Raw genomic sequence first — 19944 nt, 5'->3', positions numbered from 1 at the left:
GCCGGCCCGGCGCCCCGATATCCCGATCATCGACACGCAGACGACCGCTTCGACCACGCTGCGCCCGTACCCAGTGCACGAACACCAGAGAGACACGCCATGAGTAACCAGGAATCCCCGGGACTTCGCATCGACGAGGGCATGGAAGTGACCCTTCACTTCACCCTCAGCCTGGAAGACGGCACCGTGGTGGATTCCACCCGTGACAAGGCGCCCGCGACGTTCCAGGTGGGCGATGGCAACCTGCCGCCCGGCTTCGAGCACCCGCTCAAGGGGCTCTCCAGCGGAGAGAGCGGCACCTTCGAGATCACCCCGGAGCACGCCTTCGGACAGCACAACCCGCAGAACATCCAGCTGCTCAAGCGTGATGACTTCGAGAGCGACGAGCCGGAAGTAGGCATGGTGATGTCCTTCGCCGATGCCGCCGGCGGCGAGCTGCCGGGCGTGATCAAGAGTATCGAGGGCGAGCAGGTGGAGGTGGACTTCAATCACCCGCTGGCGGGGCGTACCCTGACCTTCGAGGTGGAAGTGCTCGACGTGAAGCCCGCCACCACCCACTAGGGAACACACGGACCTCCTACTGCGCGTTTCGCTCGCGACGGAATTCAGCGCTTTCCCGCTTTTCACAGGCAGATGCTCGAGCATCAAGGCAAGGCCCACATGCAACGCAATCCCATCCAGATCAAGCTGGCCAACCCGCGCGGTTTCTGCGCCGGGGTCGATCGTGCCATCGAGATCGTCAACGGCGCCTTGGACGTCTTCGGTCCGCCGATCTACGTGCGCCACGAGGTGGTGCACAACCGCTTCGTGGTGGACAGCCTGCGCGAGCGGGGCGCGGTGTTCGTCGAGGAGCTCCACGAGGTGCCCGACGACGTCATCGTGATCTTCTCCGCCCACGGCGTCTCCCGTGCCGTGCAGCAGGAGGCCGAGGCGCGTGGTCTGAAGGTGTTCGACGCCACCTGCCCGCTGGTCACCAAGGTGCACATGGAGGTGCTGCGCTACGCCCGTCGCGGCCAGGAGTGCATCCTGATCGGCCACGAGGGACATCCCGAGGTGGAAGGCACCATGGGGCGCTACGACACCTCTTATGGCGGGCAGATCTACCTGGTCGAGGACGAGACGGACGTCGCCAAGCTCGAGGTCAAGGACCCGGGCCGGATCGCCTTCGTCACCCAGACCACGCTCTCCATGGATGACACCGCCCGGGTCATCGATGCCCTGCGCGCCAAGTTCCCCGAGATCGAGGGGCCGCGCAAGGATGACATCTGCTACGCCACCCAGAACCGCCAGGACGCGGTGCGTGAGCTGGCCGCCGGTAGTGACCTGGTGCTGGTGGTGGGCAGCCCCAACAGCTCCAACTCCAACCGCCTGCGAGAGCTCTCCGAGCGGGTCGGCACCCCAGCCTACCTGATCGACAGTGCCGACCAGGTCGACCCGGCCTGGCTCGAGGGTGTCGGCGCCATCGGCGTGACCGCCGGCGCCAGCGCGCCGGAGGTGCTGGTCGAGGGTGTGATCGAGCGGCTGCAGGCGCTTGGGGCCACCGCGCCCGAGGAGCTCGCCGGCCGCGAGGAGACCATCACCTTCTCCATGCCGCGGGAGCTGCGCGAGCGGGTGATCGCCAGCGAGTAGCGAATCCCTCCCCGCGCCGAGACAGAAACGCCGCCGTCATAAGAATGATGGCGGCGTTCTCGTTTCAGTCGTTGCAGCGCGACCGCCGCGTTGCAATGGTGATGCTCAGTAGCCAGCGACTCTTCAGCGCCAGGCCAGTTTGGGTAGACGTGGAGGAAGCCGCTCACCCCGGCCACATGGCATTTTTGGTCCCGCACCCTACCCGAGACTCACGTCTTGATACATACTGAAACAAATGTATCGTCCCACAGGGAGACGTCACGCGTGACCTTCGACACCCCCCAACGCAGGCCCCGGCGCCTGACAGAACCCACCCGGCCAAGCGCTGGCTTCACCCTCATCGAGTTGATGATTGTTGTAGCTGTTATCGCTATTCTCGCCTCTATCGCTTACCCCAGCTACACGCGCTATGTCCAGGAAGCCAGGCGTACGGATGCAATGTCCGCGCTGAACAGCGTTGCCGGGCAGCTGGAACGCTGCTATACGGTGTCCAGCGACTATACGGACGATGGCAGTGGGGCGGCTTGCGTCACTTTTCCTGTTACTTCCGACGAGGAGTTTTATCAGGTCACAGCTAGCGATGGAGCGGGTAATGGCACTGTACCGGGTGTCAGCAGTTATATCTTGAAAGCCACTCCGCAGGCGCCTCAGGACACTGATAGCTGCGGCAACTTCACACTAAACCACCAAGGTTTGAGGAGTCCGGATGGCTGCTGGTAATAATAAACACAGCGGCTTTACACTAATTGAGCTGCTGGTCACGATTGCGGTCGCCGTAATATTGGCGACTATTGCTGTGCCGAGTTTTCAGAGTATGATAGCAACCAACCGCTTGGCTGCCGATTATAACGCAATGCTTGCGGGGCTTAACTACGCTCGAAGTGAAGCCGTAGCACATCGAGAGAAGGTGACAGCGGTTCTAAGTCAGGTTGTTGGAGGTGGCTGGAGGCTGGAGGTTAAGCTGGATGATGGATCTGGTTTAGGCAGTATAGACTGCTCGGATCCAATGGATGCGAAGTGTCTCCAGGTGCGCGATAAATCGAGTTCGCCTGTTAGTATCGATAGTAGTAATGTGGTGACGTTCACTTCGCTGGGACGTTTGGCTGGAATAGCCTGTAAGAAGATCGATGTAAGCCATGACGGTAAAACTGAATCTATCCGTGTAGGTTTGGCAGGGAAGATAGGGAATGATTGTGCCTAGCCTGTATAGTAAGAGGGTGGGGCAGCGAGGCTTCACTCTGCTGGAGGTGTTGATAGCTGTGCTCGTTCTCTCGACTGGACTGCTTGGTGTTGCGGCGATGCAACTGAAGGCTATGAAGAGCGTTCAGGTCTCCTATCAGCGTTCCATCGCCTCGCTCGCTGCTCAAGATGCGGTCGAGCGGCTATGGATTGAGTTGGGATCGGCCAGCAACTTTTGTCCATGGGACACCACCTCTCCTACACTCTCGGCTATCACGAGTGACTGGATTACTCACTGGTCAGACAAGCTCCCGGGTGTGCAGGAAAATAGTAGCATTGAGTCAGACCCAAATGGGACTGGTGTGCGATGTGAGTACAAGGTAACCGTCGACTGGAATGATGATAGGTTTCTCGAATACGGTACAGCGAACACAGAGAATGTTTCTCAGCTGTCTTATACTTTTCAGCTTCCGGGGCGTCAGCCATGAGAAGTAAAAGATCTTACTATCATGAAAGTGGCTTCACCTTGGTTGAGTTGATGGTGGCTTTAGTGCTTGGGCTGCTCGTAGTGCTTGGAGCAACCCAAGTTTTTTTAGCAAGCAAGCAGTCCTTCAATAGAATGGATGAGCAGGCCAGTCGGCAAGAGTCATTAAGATTCTTCGCTGATGTTGTCTCGTTGGATATTCGTAGCTCGGCGGCGAATAAGATAGACGACACCGGAGATAAGGTGCTTGTTCTGGAGTATACTAAAAGAACGAAGGATCCTTATTGCTCCTCTTCCACTTCCGATCTTGTGAGTGTGATTTATTCGTATAACTCAGGTGCTGTCTATGTCAATTACGATTGCGGAGACGGTTTAGTAGGAGAGCAGGCAGTAGTAGATGGCCTGGTTGATGCTGATTTTGACTTTATTAGTAGCGATGGTTATGTGGCTGTAGATATAGAGTTTGCTCCAATAGGAGCAGAGTCCGTGGCTGATAAGAGGTTCTCGTTTCGCGTAGCCAATCGGGAATCCGTGGCCAGGTAAGTCTGGCAGGGAGGTAGGGTATGCATAAGACACAAGCTGGCGCAGCTCTCATCGTAAGCTTAGTGCTATTGACAGTGGCACTGCTGCTTGGTGTTTCCAGCATGCAAGCCTCGCGTCTTCAGGAGGCGATGGCGGGTAATCAGCGAGCTTTGGAAACGGCACAGATGGCCTCGGAGTCAGGCACTTCTAAGTTCTATTCCTGGCTTAGAGGTCAAACAAGCTGGCCTTCAGACTTGAGCTCTGTTCCCTGGAATAATGGCGATGTAGGTACTGTCGGTGACTATGCTATGTATCAGGCAGAAGCGATATGCTGGGGGCCGGAGTCGGATGATACTATATGTGGTTCCCTTAGTGCTGAGCACGTTAAAGTTACCATGCAGGGGTATCCAAGAAACAGGCCTGAGATTTCTGCAACGATAGTTTCTAGGTATAAAAAGTTGCCTACACCTCCATATAGTGCTGCTTACACATGTTTTGATATTTATTGCTCGGATACCGTCAGTGGTAACGCGGAGCTTACGGGTGAAGATTATCATGTGCCGGAAGTTTTTGATTGTCAGGGTAACGCTTGCATAGCCAGTCCTGATAGCGATGGAAAACTTGAGTACGATGCCTATTATCCCGATGTGCATTCAGATGATCATCCGTCATCGGATGAGTGCTTAAGCTACGAGTCTGGTACGGCAAGCGATGGAACTGCATATACAGTTTGCGATAATCAGTATTATGGAAGTAATGAGTTGTATGGAGGGCAGGCCCAGTGGTATGATTTTTTGGATTTTGTAAGCTCCTCTGGATACGACGTTGAACTTCACGATGGGGATTCGCTGGATTTCAACGTGGGAGGTAGGGGTGATTACGATTCTACTATGTCTGATTCTCAACTCGAAGATAGCGGTTTTTGGGGTACTGTTACTCCTAGGTTTATAGAGGTCATTGATGGCGCTGAAGTGACTGTAAGTGCTAGTACTAATACACTAGGTGTGATCGTCGTGCGGGATGGGGCAGTGCTTGATTACCATGGTACGAGCACTCATGAAGGGGTGATTATTATCGAGCCAGGTGGGACTTTGAAGTTTAGTTCCGGAAATCCTCAGGTCTATGGCGGTATTGTGGCGCTTCAAAGTGTCAACTCGGAAGGCGAAATCGTTACTGGAAGTCTCGAGCTCAGTGGTAATATGGGTGTGCATTATAGTAGCGCGGCATGGAAGCTCCTATATCAAGGGGGTAAGGGCGTTCGCTTAGTCGCATGGTACGAAGATGTTTCCCAGTAGCCCGCTGATTGCTAACAAGTTCCAGAGCTGCTGGCCTTGATACGTGCTCTTCCAGCATTGTTGAGAACGACAGTTGGGTTGCTCGTAACTTTTCCACAAATACTGAAAGTGCCGTTATAGCCTTTTGACCAGCCCAGTGCGGAAAAACGTACGGGGCGGTCATCTCGATTGAAGCTGACCTGGACCCGATCCGAGGCCTCCAGCACACGCAGGACTGTTTCTCCCGCCAAGCTGCCGTCAGTTGCTTCACCCTCTACGATGACCCAGTCATTGTTCCAGTTATTGAATGTACAGGTCTCGTAAGGCGGTCCTGAGCTGGAGCAGACCGATATTGTGGTCCGCCTCGTCACCGCCGTGTTCCTCGCCAGTGCCAATGCCGTCCTGATGCGCATCACCTCCGCGGCGACCTCGTTGCGGGCGGTGAAGTTCTGGAAGTTAGGCAGGCCAATCGTGACCATGATGGCCAGCATGGCGATGGCGACGAGCAGCTCGATCAGCGTCAGGCCTTGCTGGAGGGAAAGAGAGGTTCGACGATAAGCAGAGCGGACGGCAGGGCGCATGGGGCCTCCCGGCGATGGCCTGAGCGATAGATTCACTCTTGAGGCTAGCCGGGCGGTCTATCTCCGCCGTAGGCGATCTCGGACAGGCGCTGTGCGCTAAGAAGACGAGGAGAGCGACGTGTTCCTCTATAAGTGACGTATTTCTCGTCGCTGTGATGGCGGCCGATCGTGGGGGGAGGAAGGGCCAGCGACCGGCCTGGCTTGTCCCTAGTCGTCCTTGTTCTGTTCTTCCGTCTGCTCCGACAGGTACTTGTCCCGGTGGTCACCGGAGCAGAACCAGTCACCGTGTACACGCAGGGCATCGTCTTCGGGCAGGTGCACCTGGCACCAGCGACAGCGCACCATGCGGTTGCCCGTCTCGTCGCCTTCCGGCTGCGGGCCGTCCCGGTCCAGTTTCCATTCCCGGTACATGCAGTAGAGCTTGAGGCCGGCGACGAACAGCACGGCGAAGATGATCAGGCGAATCAGCAACAGGTTCATTCCTTGTAGGACTCCCAGGTGGAGGTGGCCGGCTTTGCCACTCGGCCGCCCTTGCGGGACAATGGCGACTGTCCATCGATTCTCGAGAGATTTCCAAGCCCATGCAAGACCTGACCCTGGTGATGGCTCAGCTCGACCCGCTGGTCGGTGATGTTCCCGGCAATGCCGACCGAGCCATCGAGACGGTACGCGAGGCACGCATCGAGCATGGTGCCGACATCGTGGTGCTGCCCGAGCTCTTCCTGACCGGCTACCCGCCGGAGGACCTGCTGCTGCGCCCCTCCATGGAGACCCGCCTGCGCCACGCCCGCGCCCGCATGGCCGAGAAGATGGCCCGCGATGTCATGGTCATCGTCGGCTACCCGGGGCGCCGGGAGGGGCAGAACTGGAACCTGGCTGGGGTGCTCTACAACGGCGAGTGGCTGGGCGAGTACGCCAAGCAGGCGCTGCCCAACTACGAGGTGTTCGACGAGCAGCGCTACTTCGCCACCGGCAGCCAGCCGCTGGTGATCGAGCACAAGGGCGCCAAGCTTGGCATCCTGATCTGCGAGGACATCTGGAGCGAGGCGCCGGTGCGCCAAGCCCGCGACGCCGGTGCCGAGATCCTCGTCACCCTGAATGCCTCGCCGTTCCACCAGGACAAGCCCGCCGAACGCCTGGCGCTGCTCGAGGCTCGGGCCCGCGAGGTAGAGCGGCCCATCGTCTACGTCAACCAGATCGGCGGCCAGGACGAGCTGGTCTTCGACGGCGGCTCGGCCTGCGTGAACGCCGACGGTGAGCTGATGGTGCAGGCGCCCCACTGGGCGGTGGGCCTGATGCCGGTGCAGTTCGTGCGCGAGCAGCAGCGCTGGGTGCCGCGCTCCGGCGAGACCGAGCCCGAGGTGGCGCCGGAGGAGAACCTCTACTGCGCGCTGGTCACCGGCCTTCGCGACTACGTCAACAAGAGCGGTTTCGAGGGCGTGGTGCTGGGGCTCTCCGGCGGCATCGATTCGGCGCTGTCGCTCGCCATCGCCGTCGATGCCCTGGGCCCGCAGCGGGTCCACGCGGTGATGATGCCCTATCACTACACGGCGGACATCTCCAAGCAGGACGCCGCCGAGCAGGCCGAGCTGCTGGGAGTGGGCTACGAGGTGCTGCCCATCGAGTCGATGGTCGAGGCCTTCATGTCGACGCTGGCCGAGAGCTTCGCCGGCACCGAGCGCGACACCACCGAGGAGAACCTGCAGTCGCGCTGTCGCGGCGTGCTGCTGATGGCGCTCTCCAACAAGAAGGGCCTGATGGTGCTGACCACCGGCAACAAGAGCGAGATGGCGGTCGGCTACGCCACCCTCTATGGCGACATGGTCGGCGGCTACAATGCCATCAAGGACGTCTACAAGACTTGGGTCTATCGCCTGGCCCGCTGGCGCAACACCGAGTCGCCGGCGATCCCGGAACGCGTCATCGAGCGGCCGCCTTCCGCCGAACTGGCCCCCGACCAGCAGGACAGCGACAGCCTGCCGGACTACGACGTGCTCGACGCTATCCTGGTGCGCTATATCGAGGGCGACATGAGCGCCGAGGCGATCATCGCGGCGGGCTTCGACCGCGAGGATGTCTACAAGGTGGTCCAGCTGGTCGACCGCTGCGAGTACAAGCGTCGCCAGGCGCCGGTGGGGGTTCGCGTCACCCGTCGCGGCTTCGGTCGCGATCGTCGCTACCCCATCGTCAACGGCTGGCAGCCCGGCGACTAGCCATCAAGGCCATTCAATTCGAGTAGGGCCCGCCAAAACAACGCCGCCACCCGAGAGGGTGACGGCGTTGTGGGTTCTGGCATCTAACGGAGAGAGCCGGCGACGGTCAGGTGCGGCTCAGGCCGACAGCGACTCGGCCTTGACGTGCTGCGGCCGGAAGGTGCGGCCGCGCAGCCGGTCATGGTTCGGGGCGTTGTCGATCAGCACCTGCAGGGTCTCGCCGGCGCGGTCGCGCATCCCCAGGCCCAGGTAGCCTTCGACCATCACGGCCAGGGCGTCGCGGCTGGCTTCCGTCTGGGGGTAGTTCTCCAACACCCAGCGGCCGCGCTCCACGGCGGCGAGATAGGCGCCCTTGCGCAGGTAGAAGTCGGCCACGTGCAGCTCGTGGCGCGCCAGCACGTTGCGCAGGTAGACGATGCGCTGCTGGGCGTCCGGGGCGTACTGGCTGCTCGGGTAACGCTGGATCAGCTCGCTGAAGTCGGCGTAGGCGTCGCGGGTGGCGCCCAGGTCGCGCTTGGAGATGTCGATGAGGCGCAGGCGCTCCAGGCTGAAGCGACCCGCCTGCCAGGCGGCCAGGCCGCGCATGTAGTAGGCGTAGTCGACCTGGGGATGATCCGGATGCAGGCGGATGAAGCGGCTCGCCGCGGCCCGGGCGTTCTCCCAGTCGTCGGTCTGGTAGTAGGCGTAGATCAGTTCCAGCTGGGCCTGCTCCGCGGTATCGCCGAAGGGAAAGCGAGTGTCGATGGCCTCGAGCCGATTGATCGCGGTGGTGTAGCTGCTCGTTTCGAGGGCCTCGCGTCCCTCCTCGTAGAGCTGGCGTTCGGCGACGCCATCGAGCTCCTCTTCCTCGGGGGTGCCGGCACAGCCGGCCAGCAGGGCACCGGCCAGCATCAGAACGGCCAGGCGAGCGGGGGAGGTGATAACGCGCATCGTGATCCTCGTGTCTAACAACCCGGGCGGCCGTGATAGAATCGGCCGATATCCGCCCACTATAAAGCACCTTGCGGCGAAACGCAGTCATCGCACCCGGTGCGCACGGAGCCCCGTTCCGACCCATGTCCCAGACCCTCGAAGCCCAGCACCGAGTTCCCGAACGCATGGCGGGTCAGCGCCTCGACCAGGCCGCCGCCGAGCTCTTCGCCGACTTTTCCCGGGAGCGGCTCAAGTCCTGGATCAAGAGCGGCGCCCTGACCCTCGATGGCCAGCCGGCCAAGCCCAAGGACAAGGTCTACGGCGGCGAGGCCCTGGCCCTTGCCGCCGAGATCGAGGACGACACCCGCTTCGAGCCCGAGGACATCCCGCTGACGGTGGTATACGAGGATGAAGAGGTGCTGGTGATCGACAAGCCGCCTGGCCTGGTGGTCCACCCCGCGGCTGGCAATCCCGACGGCACCCTGCTCAATGCGCTGCTACACCATGACCCCCAGCTGGCGACGATCCCCCGGGCGGGCATCGTGCATCGCCTGGACAAGGACACCAGCGGCCTGATGGTGGTGGCCAAGACCTTGGCCGCCCAGACGGCGCTGGTCGAGCAGCTGCAGGCGCGCAGCGTGTCGCGGGAGTACGATGCCGTGGTGGTCGGCGTGATGACCGCTGGCGGCACTGTGGATGCCCCCATCGGCCGCCATCCGCGGGATCGCAAGCGCCAGGCGGTGAACGCCTCGGGCAAGCCGGCGGTGACCCACTACCGGGTGGTCGAGCGCTTTCGCGCCCACACCCATGTGCGCTGCAAGCTCGAGACCGGTCGTACTCACCAGATCCGCGTGCACATGTCTCACGTGCGCTATCCGCTGATCGGCGATCCGGTCTACGGCGGACGCCTCAAGCTGCCGGCCGGCGCGGACGACCGGCTCAAGGAGATCCTGCGTGACTTCCCGCGCCAGGCGCTGCATGCCCGCAAGCTGGCCTTCGTGCACCCGGCCAGCGGCGAGCGGATGGCCTTTCGCGCGCCGCTGCCGGATGACCTGCTGATGCTGCTCGACTTCCTGCGCGAAGACGGCGAGACCATGCGCTAAGGCTTCGTGCCAAGGACCCCGTGATGAGCGATACCTTCGACCTGCGCCCGACGCCGATCCTGCCCGACTGGCCCGCCCCGGAGAGCGTGGGAGCCTTCGTCACCACCCGCGAGACCGGCCCCAGCCAGGGCGCCTTCGCCGCCTTCAATGCGGCCGATCGCGTGGGCGACAACCCGGACCACGTGGCGCTGTGCCGTCGTCAGCTGGAGAAGGAGGTCGGCGGCGACCGGCCGCTCTTGTGGCTCGACCAGGTGCACGGCGCTCGGGTACAGCAGTCTTTCTCCGATGCCAGGCCCGAGGCGGATGCCGCCGTGGCGATGAGCCGCGACTATGCCTGCGTGGTGCTCACCGCCGATTGCCTGCCGGTCTTCCTCTGCGACCGCCACGGCACCCGCGTGGCGGCCATCCATGCCGGCTGGCGTGGGCTCGCCGGCGGCGTGATCGAGGCGACGGTAGGAGCGATGGGGCTGCCCCCGGAGGCGCTGATGGCCTGGCTGGGCCCGGCGATCTCCAACGCCCAGTTCGAGGTCGGGCCCGAGGTGCAGCAGGCCTTTGTCGGCGTGCACCCCGAGGCCGAGGCGGCCTTCGACCCGAGCCCCTACCGGCTCGGTCACTACATGGCCGACCTCTACAAGCTCGCCCGCCTGCGCCTGGAGCGCCTCGGCGTGTCGCACATCAGCGGCGGCCACTTCTGCACCGCCTGCGAGCCGCGCTTCTACTCCCATCGCCGCGACGACGGCGTCACCGGCCGCATGGCCAGCGTGATCTGGTTACGCTGAAGCGAGCCACAAGCTTCAAGGAGCAAGGTCCAAGGAAAACCCGAGGCCTTCGACCGGTGACAAGAAAATAGCCTCTCGCGGCTTTCTGCCAGATAAGGATGCTGCCTTGCCCCTTGCCCCTTGCCCCTTGCCCCTTGCCCCTTGCCCCTTGCCCCTTGCCCCTTGCCCCTTGCCCCTTGCCCCTTGCCCCTTGCCCCTTGCCCCTTGCCCTCTTGATCACCGTCAACTCCCGCCCTCCTTTCCCTGGCCGGTGACTTGAAAGCCGACCACGCTGACTCCATTGAAGCCCTCAAGACACATTGACAGGGTCACGCGGCGCGTCCGAACGCGCCGCCACCCCGATGGAGGAACACCCATGCGATTCGACAAGTTCACCGCCAAGCTGCAGAACGCCGTGGCCGATGCCCAGTCCCTTGCCGTGGGCCGCGGTCACAACCAGCTGGAGCCCGGCCACCTGCTGCTGGCGCTGCTGGAGGCCACCGATACCGGCGTCAAGGCGCTGGTGCAGAAGGCCGGCGCCGACGCCGCGCGGCTGCGCGACGGCCTGGTGGGCCATCTCGACGACCTGCCCAAGGTCGCCAACTTCGACGGCGAGGTGCAGCCCTCCCGCGATCTGATCAAGCTCTTCAACCTCACCGACCGCGAGGCCCAGAAGCGCGGCGACCAGTACATCGCAAGCGAGCTGGTGCTGCTCGCCGCGCTGGAGATGGGCGGCGCTGTGACCAAGCTGCTGACCCAGGCCGGGGTGACCCGCAAGGCGCTTGAGACCGCCGTCAACGGCGTGCGCGGCGGCGAAACGGTGGATGATCCCAACGCCGAGGATCAGCGCGAGGCGCTGGAGAAGTACACCCTGGATCTCAACGAGCGGGCCGCCAGCGGCAAGATCGACCCGGTGATCGGCCGCGACGACGAGATCCGTCGCACCATCCAGGTGCTGCAGCGGCGCACCAAGAACAATCCGGTGCTGATCGGCGAGCCCGGCGTCGGCAAGACGGCCATCGTCGAGGGGCTCGCGCAGCGCATCGTCGACGGCGAGGTGCCGGAGGGCCTCAAGGACAAGCGCGTGCTGTCGCTGGACATGGGCGCGCTGCTGGCCGGCGCCAAGTTCCGCGGCGAGTTCGAGGAGCGCCTGAAGTCGGTGCTCAAGGAGCTGGCTCAGGAAGAGGGGCGGGTGATCCTGTTCATCGACGAGCTGCACACCATGGTCGGCGCCGGCAAGGCCGAGGGCTCCATGGACGCCGGCAACATGTTGAAACCGGCCCTGGCCCGCGGCGAGCTGCACTGCGTGGGCGCCACCACCCTCGACGAGTATCGCAAGTACATCGAGAAGGATGCGGCCCTGGAGCGCCGCTTCCAGAAGGTGCTGGTCGACGAGCCCTCCGAGGAGGACACCGTGGCGATCCTGCGCGGCCTCAAGGAGCGCTACGAGGTGCACCACGGCGTCGATATCACCGACGGCGCGATCATCGCCGCGGCCAAGCTCTCGACCCGCTACATCACCGATCGCCAGCTGCCCGACAAGGCCATCGATCTGATCGATGAGGCCTCCTCGCGCATCCGCATGGAGCTCGACTCCAAGCCCGAGGAGATGGATCGTCTCGATCGCCGGCTGATCCAGCTGAAGATGGAGCGTGAGCACCTCAAGAAGGAGACCGACGAGGCCTCGAAGAAGCGCCTCGAGGGGCTGGAGGGACAGATCGAGGAACTCGAGCGCGAGTATGCCGACCTCGACGAGATCTGGAAGGCCGAGAAGGCCAGCATCCAGGGGGCGGCGCAGTTCAAGGACGAGCTCGATCGCGCGCGCATCGATCTGGAGCAGGCCCGCCGCCAGGGCGACCTGGCGCGCATGTCCGAGATCCAGTACGGGGTGATTCCCGGCCTGGAGAAGAAGATCGCCGAGGCCGGCGAGGCCGAGGCCGACACGGCCAAGCACCAGCTGCTGCGCTCCAACGTTACCGAGGAGGAAATCGCCGAAGTGGTGTCGCGCTGGACCGGCATCCCGGTGGCCAAGATGCTCGAGGGCGAGCGCGACAAGCTGCTGCGCATGGAAGAGGCGCTGCACGAGCGGGTGATCGGCCAGGACGAGGCGGTCACCGCCGTGGCCAACGCGGTGCGCCGTTCCCGGGCCGGGCTCGCCGACCCCAACCGCCCCAACGGCTCCTTCCTGTTCCTCGGCCCGACCGGTGTGGGCAAGACGGAGCTGTGCAAGTCGCTGGCGAACTTCCTGTTCGACACCGAGGAGGCGATGGTGCGCATCGACATGTCGGAGTTCATGGAGAAGCACTCCGTGGCCCGGCTGATCGGCGCGCCTCCCGGCTACGTCGGCTACGAGGAGGGCGGCTACCTGACCGAGGCGGTGCGTCGCAAGCCCTACTCGGTGCTGCTGCTCGACGAGGTGGAGAAGGCCCATGCCGATGTCTTCAACATCCTGTTGCAGGTGCTGGAGGACGGCCGACTCACCGACGGTCAGGGGCGCACCGTGGACTTCCGCAATACGGTGATCGTGATGACCTCCAACATGGGCTCGGACATCATCCAGCGCATGGGCGGCGATGACTCGGACTACGCCCAGATGAAGGAGATGGTGATGGCCGTGGTGGGCGATCACTTCCGCCCCGAGCTGATCAACCGCATCGACGAGGTGGTGGTGTTCCACGCCCTCGGCCAGGAGCAGATCCAGGCCATCGCCGGCATCCAGCTCGACCGCCTGCGCGCACGGCTCGCCGAGCACGAGCTGTCGCTCGAGGTCAGCGATGCGGCCCTGGCCCAGCTGGCAGTCGTGGGCTTCGATCCGGTGTTCGGCGCCCGGCCGCTCAAGCGGGCGATCCAGAGCCGCATCGAGAATCCGCTGGCCCAGGACCTGCTGGCCGGCAAGTTCTCGCCCGGCGACGTCATCCATGTGGAGGCGGAAGGCGACCGGCTGGTGTTTCAGAGCTGAGGAGCGGGGCCCGACGAGCCCCGATAACCGGGCCTCGTCGAGCGCCACAAACCGCCACAAACCGCCACAAAGCGTTACCATCGTCGCCCGGCGCCCGGGCGACGACGGACTAGAATGATTATCAGGTTGCGTCCTGTAACCCCCATTGCCCGTCGCTCCCTGCGAGCCGACGGGCTCTTTTTTGGGCGCCATGCAATAGGGGCCATGGTGGTACCAGCGTGATCTCCTCGACTTGCCGAATGGCCCTGCATGGGCTACCCACGTGGTTTCCGCGGTTGACACGCCAACAACGCTAATGGAATCTTGAGCGTTCCTGATAACGGGCGCGGATGCCAGCGGGCCACCCCCCATCCCCGCGCGAAGGGTAGGCCGAGTGCCTCTACCCGCCGAAGGACTTCCGGGTCCGGGCCAACCGCCCGGCCTGGCCAACGCCCCGACGCGGCAATCCGCCGTGATGAGAGTGCAGGCCCCAACAGGGCCCTTACTGCCAGGGTTTGGCATCAGGTGCCGGCACGGCCGGCAGCGGCATACCGCCGCACTCGACTTCGTGTCCCCACGGCGGACACGGATCGCACTCGAGACCTCCAGGGGAGATACATCTGTGGAACTGCTTTCCGGCGCAGACATGATTGCCCGCTTCCTCCAGGATGAGGGCGTCGAATATATCTATGGGTATCCCGGCGGGGCGGCGCTGCACATCTACGACGCGCTGTTTCGTCAGGACAAGGTCAAGCACATCCTGGTGCGCCACGAACAGGCCGCCACGCATGCCGCCGACGGCTATGCACGGGCCTCCGGCAAGCCCGGCACGGTGCTGGTGACCTCCGGGCCCGGGGCGACCAACGCGGTCACCGGCATCGCCACCGCCTACATGGACTCGATTCCCATGGTGGTGCTGTGTGGCCAGGTGATGAGCCACTTGATCGGTGACGACGCCTTCCAGGAAACCGACATCGTCGGCGTGACTCGGCCGATCGTGAAGCACAGCTTCTCGATCCGGCACCCGAGCGAGATTCCCGAAGTCCTCAAGAAGGCCTACTACCTGGCCGCGACCGGGCGTCCCGGTCCGGTGGTGGTGGACATTCCCAAGGACATGACCGCGCCCACCGAACGCTACGAGTACGTCTACCCCAAGAAGGTCAAGATGCGCTCGTACAACCCGGTCACCCGCGGCCATACCGGCCAGATCAAGAAGGCCGTCGAGCTGATGCTCAAGGCTCGGCGCCCGGTGTTCTACACCGGCGGCGGCGTGGTCACCGGCAACGCCTGCGAGGGGCTGACCGACCTGGTGCGGCGGCTGGGCTATCCGATCACCACCACGCTGATGGGCATCGGCGCCTATCCGCAGAGCGATCGGCAGTGCCTGGGGTGGCTGGGCATGCACGGCTCCTACGAGTCGAACATGGCCATGCACCATGCCGACCTGATCATCGCCATCGGTGCCCGCTTCGATGATCGCGTCACCAACAACACCTCGAAGTTCTGTCCCACCGCCAAGATCGTCCACGTCGACATCGATCCGAGTTCCGTCTCCAAGACGGTGCGCGCCGACGTGCCCATCGTCGGACCGGCGAGCAGCGTGATCAACGAGATGATCAGCATGGTGCAGGGCCGGGAGATCGCTCACCCCGAGGAGCTGGCCGAGTGGTGGACGCAGATCGATGGCTGGCGCGAGGAGCGCCGGGGTCGACTCTACGAGCCGTCGAAGCCCGACGAGCCGATCAAGCCCCAGGAGGTCATCGAGGCGCTGTGCCGGTCGACCCGCGGCGAGGCCTACGTGACCACCGATGTGGGTCAGCACCAGATGTTCGCGGCCCAGTACTACAAGTTCGACAAGCCCAACCGCTTCATCACCTCGGGCGGGCTTGGCACCATGGGCTTCGGCTTCCCGGCGGCCATGGGCATCAAGCACAACTTCCCGGAGGAGCAGGTGATCTGCGTGACCGGGGAGGGCAGCTTCCAGATGATGATGCAGGAGCTGTCGACCTGTAAGCAGTTCGGGGGCGGCGTGAAGATCGTCAACCTCAACAACGCCTCGTTGGGCATGGTGCGCCAGTGGCAGGACCTGAACTACAAGTCCCGCCATGCGCACTCCTACATGGAGTCGCTGCCCAACTTCCAGCAGTTGATCGAAGCATATGGCTTCACCGCGCTGCGGGTGGAGACACTGGCGGATCTCGAGCCGGCACTGGAAAGGACCTTTGCCGACAAGCACGAGCTGGTGTTCCTCGATGTTCTCGTCGACCCGCACGAGCACGTCTATCCGATGCATGTGCCCCTGGGCTCCATGCGTGACATGCTGCTTTCCAAGACGGAGCGGACCTGATGCGCCATATCATCTCGATTCTGATGGAAAACGAACCGGGCGCCCTGTCTCGCGTGGTGGGGCTGTTCTCGCAGCGCAACTTCAACATCGAAACGCTGAACGTGGCGCCCACCGAGGACCCCAGCCTGTCGCGGCTGACCGTGACCACCGTCGGGGACGATCGGGTGATCGAGCAGATCACCAAGCACCTCAACAAGCTGATCGACGTGGTCAAGCTGGTGGACCTGACCGAGGGCAACCACATCGAGCGCGAGCTGATGCTGGTCAAGGTCAAGGCCCTGGGCGCGGCCCGCGACGAGGTGAAGCGCACCGTGGACATCTTCCGCGCGCAGATCGTCGACGTGACCCCGAGCCTCTACACGGTGCAGATCACCGGCGATGCGGGAAAGCTGGATGCCTTCCTGCAGGCCATGGCGCCGGTAGGCCTGCTCGAGGTGGCGCGCACCGGAGTCTCGGGCATCGCCCGGGGCGACAAGGTGCTCTCCCTCTAGCGCCTGCACGACCGCGAGTCGGGTGGCTCTCGCCACAAGCTCGACGCCTGACAGCGCCGCCCTTCGGGGCGGCGCTTTTGTATGTGGGGAGTCAGGTACCGTGTCCGACGGTCAGGCACGATGCCCGACGATCAGAAGCGCTCGGCGACCTCGTCCCAGAGCGCGGCGATCAGCGGACTCTTCAGTCGCCGTTCGAGCACGCAGAGGCCGACGTCGTAGTGGGGCAGCTCCGGCTTGACCGGCAGGATCCGCACGCGCTCCGCCAGCGGGCTGGTATCGAGCACGATCCGCGGCACCACGCCGAGGCCGAAGCCCAGCCCCACCATGCTGACAATGGCCTCGTGACCGGCTACCTGGGCGTAGATGCGCGGCGCCACGCCCAGCGCCCGAAACCAGGTGTCGCTGTACTGGCGGGACAGGCCGGCCTCGGAGAGGATCATCGGCACCTCGCGCCACTGCTCGGCAGACGGCGACTCGGGCGTGGTCGGGATCCAGTCGTGTGCCTCGTGGGGCGCGATGAACACCAGCGGCGAGCGAGTCAGCGACTTGAAGCCCAGCGCGTCGGGCGACTGGCGGGGGCGCGGGGTGATCGCCATGTCCTCGTTGCCGGCCAGCACCCGCTGGATGGACTGGGCCGGGTCGCCGGTGTGAAGCTTGAGCTCTATTCCTGGATAGCGGGTACGGAATTCGCTCAGCAGCTCATAGAGGAAGCTGTAGCTCGCGGTCACCGAGCAGTAGATGCTGATCTCGCCGGTCAGGGTACGCGCCTCGCTCATCAGCGACTGGCGCAGCCGCTCCCACTCCTCCAGCGCCTCCCGGGCATAGGCCAGGAAGGTGCGGCCCTGGCGGGTCAGCGCCACATGGCGGTTGTCGCGCTCGAAGAGGGGCACGCCCAGGCTCTCCTCGAGCTGGCGGATCGTGCGGGAGAGGGTCGAGGAGCTGACGTGGCACGTCTCGCTGGCGCGACCGAAATGCAGGGTCTCGGCCAGGGCGAGGAAGTGCTTGAGGGGGCGCATGTCCATGGAAGCTATTATTGCACAAATCGGGATATTGCATTGCAAATATAGCGTTTTACGCAACGCGAGGGCTGGCGTAAGGTGACTCCATCGGCTGCATCGAATCCCAGTGCCGCGACAGACGGCACGGGTGGCCATCAACGCTGAACGTCAACTTCGAATATCATCGACACCATTTTTCGCTTCAGGAGCACGTCATGCGCGTTTACTACGATAAGGATTGCGATCTCTCCCTCATCCAGGGCAAGAAAGTCGCCATCGTGGGCTACGGTTCACAGGGTCATGCCCACGCCAACAACCTCAAGGAGTCCGGGGTCGACGTCACCGTCGCCCTGCGCGCCGGCTCCTCCTCCGCCGCCAAGGCCGAGGCCGCCGGCCTCAAGGTTGCCTCCGTCGAGGACGCCAGCAAGAGCGCCGACGTCGTGATGCTCCTGGCCCCGGACGAGAACCAGAAGGCGATCTACGAGAACCAGATCGAGCCGAACCTGAAGCAAGGCGCCACCCTGGCCTTCGCTCACGGCTTCAACATCCACTACAACCAGATCGAGCCGCGCCAGGACCTGGACGTGGTGATGATCGCGCCCAAGGCCCCGGGCCACACCGTGCGCTCCGAGTTCGTGCGCGGCGGCGGTATCCCGGACCTGATCGCCATCCATCAGGACGCCTCCGGCAACGCCAAGGAGCTCTCGCTCTCCTACGCGGCGGCTATCGGCGGCGGGCGCAGCGGCATCATCGAGACCTCCTTCAAGGACGAGACCGAGACCGATCTGTTCGGCGAGCAGGCCGTGCTGTGCGGTGGCGCAGTGGAACTGGTCAAGGCCGGCTTCGAGACCCTGACCGAGGCGGGCTACGAGCCGGAGATGGCCTACTTCGAGTGTCTGCACGAGCTCAAGCTGATCGTCGACCTGATGTACGAGGGCGGCATCGCCAACATGAACTACTCCATCTCCAACAACGCGGAGTATGGCGAGTACGTGACCGGCACCGAGGTGATCAACGAGCAGTCCCGCGAGGCCATGCGCAACGCACTCAAGCGCATCCAGACCGGCGAGTACGCCAAGATGTTCATCAACGAGGGCAACACCAACTATCCCTCGATGACCGCGCGTCGCCGTCTCAATGCCGAGCACCCGATCGAGCAGGTCGGCGAGAAGCTCCGCGGCATGATGCCGTGGATCGCCGCCAACCAGCTGGTCGACAAGTCGAAGAACTGATCTGCGGATCCGTTTTGACCGACTCGAGGGCGCGGACATCCGCGCCCTCGCTGCGTTTGGGGCATGGCAGGGTCTTCGTGAGTCTTTTGTCACGGTGTGTGTAGAATGGGACGACACCCAAGGCGATGGAAGAGACAGATGAGTCGGGATCCGCACAGCAGCGAGCATGACCCAAGCCAGCCGGGCGAGGAGGATCTGGCGAGCACCTTCGTGCGTGAATCGGAGGTCATCGAGGAGGCCGAGGAGGGCGGCAAGAAGATTCGTCGCAAGGGCGTCTACCTGCTGCCCAACCTCTTTACCACTTCGGCGCTGTTCTCTGGCTTCTTCGCCATGGTGGCCGCCGTCAACGGAGACTTCACCACGGCGTCGATCGCCATCTTCATCGCCATGGTGCTGGATGGCCTGGACGGCCGGGTGGCTCGCCTGACCAATACCCAGAGCGACTTCGGCGCCGAGTACGACAGCCTCTCCGACATGCTCTCCTTCGGCGTGGCGCCGGGCCTGGTGGCCTTCATCTGGATCCTGCAGGACATCGGCAAGACCGGCTGGGTGGTGGCCTTCCTCTACGTGGCCTGTGCCGCCCTGCGCCTGGCGCGCTTCAACGTGCAGATCGGCAGCGTCGACAAGAAGTGGTTCATCGGCCTGCCGAGCCCCTCGGCGGCGGCCCTGGTGGCGGCCAGCGTCTGGACCTTCCACAGCTTCGATGCCGATGCCTTCGGCTTCAAGCTGCTGATGCTCTTCGTGGTGGGGGCCGCCGGGGTGCTGATGGTCAGCAACATCCGCTACTACAGCTTCAAGGACGTGGACCTCAAGGGGCCGGTGCCCTTCGTCTTCCTGCTGGCCATCGTGCTGGGCTTCGTGGTGATCTCCATCGAGCCCTCGGTGATGCTGCTGCTGCTGTTCGGCGCCTATGTGGCCTCCGGGCCGGTGCTGGCGCTGATGCGCAAGCTGAAGCATTCGCCCTCCGCCGGCTGAGCCGTTAGACTCGCCCCGTCAAAACGCCCGCCTCGCGCGGGCGTTCGCGTCTCTGGAGGGCGGGGGAATCTATCCACACCCGGTCGTCGCGCCGAAAGCTCGAAGGCGCTGTGGATAAGGTGGCGTCGGCGTGTCGGTCACCACCGCGTCACGGCCGGAACACGGCTCTGACATTTTTCTTCACGCAGGCCTTGCACGGCTCCGGGGAAATCCGTAAAGTACGCATCCGCTGCCGGCAACGGGCAAACGTTGCAGGCGGTGATGGTGGCAGAAGTGCTTGTTTCCACTTGGGTTTTTCGAAGACGCTT

The 19944-nt window shown here is 63.4% G+C and carries 19 protein-coding genes; 15 read left to right on the top strand and 4 right to left on the bottom strand.

Annotation, left to right across the window (positions count from 1 at the left end; genetic code table 11):
- Nucleotides 1-99 precede the first annotated feature (99 nt).
- The 7 genes from fkpB (at nucleotide 100) to ABE957_RS13485 (ending at nucleotide 5109) form a co-directional block, all read left to right on the top strand.
- A complete protein-coding gene (fkpB, locus tag ABE957_RS13515; protein ID WP_349759206.1) occupies nucleotides 100-561 on the top strand; it encodes an FKBP-type peptidyl-prolyl cis-trans isomerase in 462 nt (153 codons plus the stop codon).
- A 99-nt stretch (nucleotides 562-660) separates the two neighbouring features.
- On the top strand, nucleotides 661-1629 hold the full coding sequence (ispH, locus tag ABE957_RS13510; RefSeq protein ID WP_349759205.1) for a 4-hydroxy-3-methylbut-2-enyl diphosphate reductase: 969 nt from the start codon (nucleotides 661-663) through the stop codon (nucleotides 1627-1629).
- Nucleotides 1630-1893: 264 nt separating this feature from the next.
- Entirely contained in the window at nucleotides 1894-2349 is a 456-nt protein-coding gene (locus ABE957_RS13505; RefSeq protein WP_349759204.1) for a type IV pilin protein, read from the top strand.
- Complete coding sequence (locus ABE957_RS13500; protein ID WP_349759203.1) at nucleotides 2336-2830, top strand: GspH/FimT family pseudopilin; 495 nt, start codon at nucleotides 2336-2338, stop codon at nucleotides 2828-2830. The genes ABE957_RS13505 and ABE957_RS13500 overlap by 14 nt, the downstream gene beginning before the upstream one ends.
- Nucleotides 2817-3296 (top strand): type IV pilus modification protein PilV, encoded by a 480-nt coding sequence (pilV, locus tag ABE957_RS13495; RefSeq protein WP_349759202.1) that lies wholly within the window; start codon nucleotides 2817-2819, stop codon nucleotides 3294-3296. Before ABE957_RS13500 ends, pilV begins: the two co-directional genes overlap by 14 nt.
- The gene (locus ABE957_RS13490) at nucleotides 3293-3835 is read left to right on the top strand and encodes a PilW family protein (RefSeq protein WP_349759201.1); all 543 of its coding nucleotides are present in this window, start codon (nucleotides 3293-3295) and stop codon (nucleotides 3833-3835) included. Before pilV ends, ABE957_RS13490 begins: the two co-directional genes overlap by 4 nt.
- A gap of 20 nt (nucleotides 3836-3855) precedes the next feature.
- Nucleotides 3856-5109 (top strand): PilX N-terminal domain-containing pilus assembly protein, encoded by a 1254-nt coding sequence (locus tag ABE957_RS13485; protein ID WP_349759200.1) that lies wholly within the window; start codon nucleotides 3856-3858, stop codon nucleotides 5107-5109.
- Nucleotides 5110-5120: 11 nt separating this feature from the next.
- Here the strand turns inward: ABE957_RS13485 and ABE957_RS13480 are convergent, their stop codons facing one another.
- Nucleotides 5121-5669: a GspH/FimT family pseudopilin gene (locus tag ABE957_RS13480; RefSeq protein ID WP_349759199.1), complete on the bottom strand. Its 549-nt coding sequence runs from the start codon at nucleotides 5667-5669 to the stop codon at nucleotides 5121-5123.
- Between the two features lie 207 nt (nucleotides 5670-5876).
- On the bottom strand, nucleotides 5877-6149 hold the full coding sequence (locus tag ABE957_RS13475) for a PP0621 family protein (RefSeq protein ID WP_349759198.1): 273 nt from the start codon (nucleotides 6147-6149) through the stop codon (nucleotides 5877-5879).
- Nucleotides 6150-6250: 101 nt separating this feature from the next.
- Here ABE957_RS13475 and ABE957_RS13470 point away from each other — a divergent pair, with 101 nt between their 5' ends.
- Complete coding sequence (locus ABE957_RS13470; protein WP_349759197.1) at nucleotides 6251-7882, top strand: NAD+ synthase; 1632 nt, start codon at nucleotides 6251-6253, stop codon at nucleotides 7880-7882.
- Nucleotides 7883-7999: 117 nt separating this feature from the next.
- Here ABE957_RS13470 and ABE957_RS13465 read toward each other — a convergent pair whose 3' ends face one another.
- Complete coding sequence (locus ABE957_RS13465) at nucleotides 8000-8812, bottom strand: outer membrane protein assembly factor BamD (protein WP_349759196.1); 813 nt, start codon at nucleotides 8810-8812, stop codon at nucleotides 8000-8002.
- Between the two features lie 125 nt (nucleotides 8813-8937).
- Here ABE957_RS13465 and rluD point away from each other — a divergent pair, with 125 nt between their 5' ends.
- From rluD to ilvN, 5 genes are all read left to right on the top strand, one after another.
- Nucleotides 8938-9897 carry a 23S rRNA pseudouridine(1911/1915/1917) synthase RluD gene (gene rluD / locus ABE957_RS13460; RefSeq protein ID WP_349759195.1) on the top strand — a complete coding sequence of 320 codons (960 nt, stop codon included), beginning with the start codon at nucleotides 8938-8940 and terminating at the stop codon, nucleotides 9895-9897.
- Between the two features lie 23 nt (nucleotides 9898-9920).
- Nucleotides 9921-10676 carry a peptidoglycan editing factor PgeF gene (pgeF, locus tag ABE957_RS13455; protein ID WP_349759194.1) on the top strand — a complete coding sequence of 252 codons (756 nt, stop codon included), beginning with the start codon at nucleotides 9921-9923 and terminating at the stop codon, nucleotides 10674-10676.
- Between the two features lie 355 nt (nucleotides 10677-11031).
- Nucleotides 11032-13614, top strand: a complete 2583-nt coding sequence (gene clpB / locus ABE957_RS13450; protein WP_349759193.1) for an ATP-dependent chaperone ClpB — start codon at nucleotides 11032-11034, stop codon at nucleotides 13612-13614.
- 601 nt (nucleotides 13615-14215) lie between these two features.
- Nucleotides 14216-15940 carry an acetolactate synthase 3 large subunit gene (locus ABE957_RS13445; protein WP_349759192.1) on the top strand — a complete coding sequence of 575 codons (1725 nt, stop codon included), beginning with the start codon at nucleotides 14216-14218 and terminating at the stop codon, nucleotides 15938-15940.
- Entirely contained in the window at nucleotides 15940-16431 is a 492-nt protein-coding gene (gene ilvN / locus ABE957_RS13440; protein WP_089852090.1) for an acetolactate synthase small subunit, read from the top strand. Before ABE957_RS13445 ends, ilvN begins: the two co-directional genes overlap by 1 nt.
- A 131-nt stretch (nucleotides 16432-16562) precedes the next feature.
- Here the strand turns inward: ilvN and ilvY are convergent, their stop codons facing one another.
- Entirely contained in the window at nucleotides 16563-17453 is an 891-nt protein-coding gene (gene ilvY, locus ABE957_RS13435; RefSeq protein ID WP_349759191.1) for an HTH-type transcriptional activator IlvY, read from the bottom strand.
- 137 nt (nucleotides 17454-17590) lie between these two features.
- On the opposite strand from ilvY, the gene ilvC reads away from it, so the two are divergent.
- Both ilvC and pssA read left to right on the top strand, forming a co-directional pair.
- Entirely contained in the window at nucleotides 17591-18661 is a 1071-nt protein-coding gene (gene ilvC / locus ABE957_RS13430) for a ketol-acid reductoisomerase (RefSeq protein ID WP_349759297.1), read from the top strand.
- 138 nt (nucleotides 18662-18799) lie between these two features.
- Nucleotides 18800-19636 carry a CDP-diacylglycerol--serine O-phosphatidyltransferase gene (pssA, locus tag ABE957_RS13425; protein ID WP_349759190.1) on the top strand — a complete coding sequence of 279 codons (837 nt, stop codon included), beginning with the start codon at nucleotides 18800-18802 and terminating at the stop codon, nucleotides 19634-19636.
- The last annotated feature ends 308 nt before the right edge of the window (nucleotides 19637-19944 follow it).

The sequence above is a fragment of the Halomonas pelophila genome (genome assembly GCF_040196315.1).
GTDB classification, from domain to species: Bacteria; Pseudomonadota; Gammaproteobacteria; order Pseudomonadales; family Halomonadaceae; genus Halomonas; species Halomonas pelophila.
Note: the sequence above shows the minus strand (reverse complement) of the source record. Positions and strands in the feature narration are given on the sequence as shown.